Source organism: Rhodococcus sp. BS-15 (assembly GCF_000813105.1).
In the GTDB taxonomy this organism is placed as follows: Bacteria; Actinomycetota; Actinomycetes; order Mycobacteriales; family Mycobacteriaceae; genus Rhodococcoides.
In genome coordinates this window covers 1-4,173 of sequence record NZ_BAOX01000370.1, presented here as the reverse complement: position 1 = coordinate 4,173, position 4,173 = coordinate 1, and the positions used below count along the sequence as shown (strand labels likewise).

General features: G+C 66.7%; 3 protein-coding genes. 2 read left to right on the top strand and 1 reads right to left on the bottom strand.

Translation table 11 applies throughout. The annotated features are described in order from the left end of the window. A partial coding sequence (locus tag RHBS_RS25170; RefSeq protein WP_145977604.1) for an AAA domain-containing protein occupies positions 1 to 2,613 on the bottom strand: 2,613 nt, incomplete at its 3' end. A 370-nt stretch (positions 2,614 to 2,983) separates the two neighbouring features. On the opposite strand from RHBS_RS25170, the gene RHBS_RS25165 reads away from it, so the two are divergent. Further along, complete coding sequence (locus tag RHBS_RS25165; protein ID WP_306303573.1) at positions 2,984 to 3,436, top strand: dihydrofolate reductase family protein; 453 nt, start codon at positions 2,984 to 2,986, stop codon at positions 3,434 to 3,436. A gap of 14 nt (positions 3,437 to 3,450) precedes the next feature. Beyond that, entirely contained in the window at positions 3,451 to 4,122 is a 672-nt protein-coding gene (locus RHBS_RS25160; protein WP_121873190.1) for a TetR/AcrR family transcriptional regulator, read from the top strand. Positions 4,123 to 4,173 lie beyond the last annotated feature (51 nt).

Here is a 4,173-nt window from a genome sequence, read left to right as displayed (position 1 = left end):
TGGCGACGGCCCGGCATCGATGCGAGTGGCAACCGCGAACTGCAGGGCGTCGAGCTCGGCGCGTGCGGCATCGATGTCGATGCGCGTGGCGATGGCGTCGGCGGCCCCGGCGATCTCCTGAGCTTCGGCCAGGCTCCGAATCCACGGTGCCGCAGGCGAAATGGTGTACAGCCGGTGCACCAGGGCGTCACGGGCGTCGACGACTGCAGACACCAGACCGAGCCGGTCGGCGATCCGCGCCACGTTGTTGACGCGAATCGAACGCGTACCGTCGAGCGGAACGACGATCGTGAGGTCGGCCAGCAGCACCGCTGCGGTCTGCACGGTCTCGAGCGCGCGAATGTGTTCGGCCACCAGACGCGCGGCCATCGCCGTCGTCGCGGGTTGCCCGTCGACGGTGGCGACGATGTCGAGAGCCTCGACGGCCTTCTGCTCCTCGCTGCGACGGAACCGGGGCTTCCACTCGATACCCGACTCCAGCGCGCCGGCGAACGCATCCATCGCCGTGAGTGCCGCGGGCGAGATCGACGAGCACTGCACATCGTGCGCACCGACGTAGCGATCGGACGCAGCTGCCGTCTCGACCATCGCGTCGATTCCACTGACCCGAGACCACAGGTGGGCGGCCTCGCCGGACAGCACGGAATCGGTCAGGCGTGGGTAGGAGCCGTCGAGCTCGACGACCGCTCGCACTCGGGCGGCGAGCTCCTCGCACAGTTGCCTGATCTCCGAGGACACGGCGGGTTCGACGCCGTCGAGCAACGCCACGAGGTCCGCGGCCTGGGGCGAGAGAGTGTCGATTCGCGCACCCGCGCGTTGGCAGAGCGACGCGAGTTGGGCCGAATTCGGCAGCATGGTCTCCGGACGCGGCAGCACCTGGCGCGAGCGAAGTTCGCGTGTGCCGTCGGAGCCGGCGATGAGCTTGCGAAGCTGATCGACCTGGGCACCGTCGAGGGGTGGTCGATCGGCGAGCAGCGGGCCGGGCAGCCACTCGTGGGCTCCTTCGGCCGCCTTGACCTTGCGCACGATGGACGACACGGTGCCGTCGTATCCATCGGAAACATATTCGTGCACAACAGTTTCGGACTCGCGGAGCGCGCTGACGCGATCGAGCAGCTCGGCCCGCCGGGCCAGAGCCGAGCCGCGCTGCGTCGTCAGCGCCTCTATCTTCTGTACCTCGCTGGCCTCGTCGAACGAGGTCTTGCGTTCGGCGATCTTGGCGACGCTGCGATTGAGCTCGTCCGAACCACCGCGAGAGAGGTCGGTGATGGACACGCAGAGCTCCTGCAGCTCCGGCGGGAGCTTGTCGCGCAGCACGCGCAAAGCTTGTGACTTTTCACTAGTGACCAGAACCCGTTGACCACGCGCCAACAGCCCGGACATGAGGTTGGCGATCGTGTGAGTCTTGCCCGTTCCGGGCGGCCCCTCCACCACTACGCCACTGTCACGCCCCAGCCGTTCGATGATCTGCGACTGCTCGGCGTTGGCCGGCAGCGGAAACAGCGGGTCCTCCGCCAGTGCCGCCGACTCCCCCGCCCCCGTGCGTTCGAGCCACGCCATCCGATCTGCCGGCTCGATGGCATCGACCAGTTGCGCGAGCCCAAGCGGTACCGGGGAGTCGGCGAACTCGAGGTCGGCGATCATCTGTTCGTAGTACTCGACCAGCGCGAACGAGTCTCGCACGCGGAGAACGAGGGCGGGTGAGACGGTCAGCGTGCGGTCGTCGTCGATGTAGGCGAGAGCCCCGGGCGGCCCGAGACGATCGAGCACCTCGATCTCGTGCCGTGGCACCCGCGCCGCCCAGTTCCTCAGGAACTGTTCGACGCCGGCTCCGATGGGCGAGGTGACGGTGTCGTGCAGTTCCTGGGCCAGAGCGACCGAGCCCGAGGTGTCGAAACCGTCCGAACCGGTCAGCAGCTGGCCGTCCTCGAGCCGCGGGGTGGTACTCGCGGCGAGGCGAACCAGCAGGTCACCGGTGCGCACGTCCCGCTCGATACTGGCCGACTGCGTGATCAGGTGAGTGCGAACGCTGCGCTGCGGATCGGTGTTGCTCGACGTCAGCAGCCCCGAGGCCACCACGAGTTCGATCGACTCGGGTCGCGACGCGAGCTCCTGCATCATCAGCTGCAGAGCCTGGTAAAGAGCGGCCTGCGGTCGCCGATCCCGATCCTCCTGCGCCCATTCCTTCCACGATTCGGAGTACTCCTCGAAGGCCTGCTTGATCTCGTAGGCCTTGCGGATGTCGAAGTCGGCATCGGACTCCTGCGCCTCCGCTCGACGGCGGGACGTCACCGAGGATGCGTCGGCCAGCTCCAGTTCGCGGTAGCGACTGTCTGCAACGACCTGAGGATCGAGCCAACCCGACAACAGGGCCGGCGGCTCGGGCGGCTCGTCGACCGCGATGCGGGGCGCGCGAAGCACCACACCACCCTGCTTGGCCCGTGGGTCGAGCTGCATGGGCACGTCCCCGGCATGCACCCACTCGACCTGCACGTGGTCGTCGAAACGCAGCACCGGGTTCGAACGCGCCTCTACGATTTCGCGAAGGAAGCGCAGCAGGCGTCGAACCCTGCTCTTGAGCTCGTCGTCGTGTTCACGACCGGTAGCCGTCACAGTTTCCCCACAAAGTACTCGAATGGCCGTCCTAAACAGGGACGGTGTTTGCACACCCGGGCCACACTAGCCGTTGAAAACCAGTTGTTCATCGCGTCCTGAGCACACAAAATACGTTCTAGTGCTGGGTCACAAAGACCCACTTCGGTCGCTGGATTCCCCACAGCGGACCGACCCGCCCTGCCACGGGTTCTCACCCGGCCGACCACGACAGGAGCCGAATGCGCAAGCTGGTCTACTACATCGCCGTCACCCTCGACGGGTTCATCGCTGCACCGGACGGTAGCTACGACTGTTTCGTGTCCGAAGGCGATCATCTCGACGCCATCGTGGCAGAGCTGCCCGAGACGTTGCCGGTCCACGTGCGTCCATGTTCGGCCTGGACGGTCCGCCCGCTCGATTCGACACCCTCGTCATGGGCCGTGAGACGTTGCAACCGGCGCTCGACGTCGGGATCGCCAGCCCCTATCCCCACCTGCGCCAGTACGTCTTCTCTCGCACCCTCGCCCCGTCGGACGATCCGACTCTCACGGTGGTGCACGAGGATCCGCTCGGACTTGTCAGGAGCCTCAAAGCCGAGGAGTCCGAGCTCGACGTCTGGATCTGTGGCGGCGGAAACCTGGCCGGTCAACTGCTGCCCGAGATCGACGAGCTGTTCCTCAAGGTCAACCCCGTCGTACTCGGCAAGGGCATCGGCCTGTTCTCGTCCGGCATCGGTCCCGATCCGTTCCCGGCGCAGCTGTTCGAGCACCTCGAATCACGCCAGTTCGACAGCGGGGTGAGATTCACCCGGTTCATCCGCCCGGACGCTCGCCGGCGATGACGTATAAAGACTGAATGCCTGCCGCGCCGGAGCCAGACCGTGAGCTGCCGAATCGGGAGCTGCCGACCACACCGCGCGGACTGAGGACCCGATCCTCGCTCGTGGCGGCCGCCCGTCGAGTCTTCGAGGACAGCGGCTACCTCGACTCCCGACTGATCGACATCACCCGCGCCGCTCGATGCTCCGCCGGCACCTTCTACACCTATTTCACCAGCAAGGAAGAGATCCTGGCCGCGGTGCTCGAGCAGGCCAGGGACGACATGCTGCATCCCGGGACCGAACGAGTGGACCCACACGACGATCCGGTCGCCGTGATCGCCGCGAGCAACCGTGCGTACTTCGAGGCCTACCGACGCAACGCGAAGCTGATGGCGCTGCTCGAGCAGGTCTCGAACATCGATCCCGAGTTCCGACGCCTCCGCCGTGAACGCGCCGATGCCTTCGTCAGGCGCAACGCCCGCAGCATCGAGAGCCTGCAGAGCCGCGGTCTGGCCGACGCGGAGCTCGATCCCCTGCTGGCCTCCCGCGCACTGTCCTCGATGATCAGCAGGCTCGCGTTCAATCACTTCGTCGTCGACGCCGCAGACGGCCACCCACCCGCGGACTCCGAGGATCTGCTCGCGACGGCGACGAGGCTGTGGGTCAACGCGCTGCGACTGCCGCGGATGAGCGAGGGTGACAGGTGAGGGAGACCGCACTCGTCGACGAGCGAGGCAACTCGAGCCGATCGGCTCGAG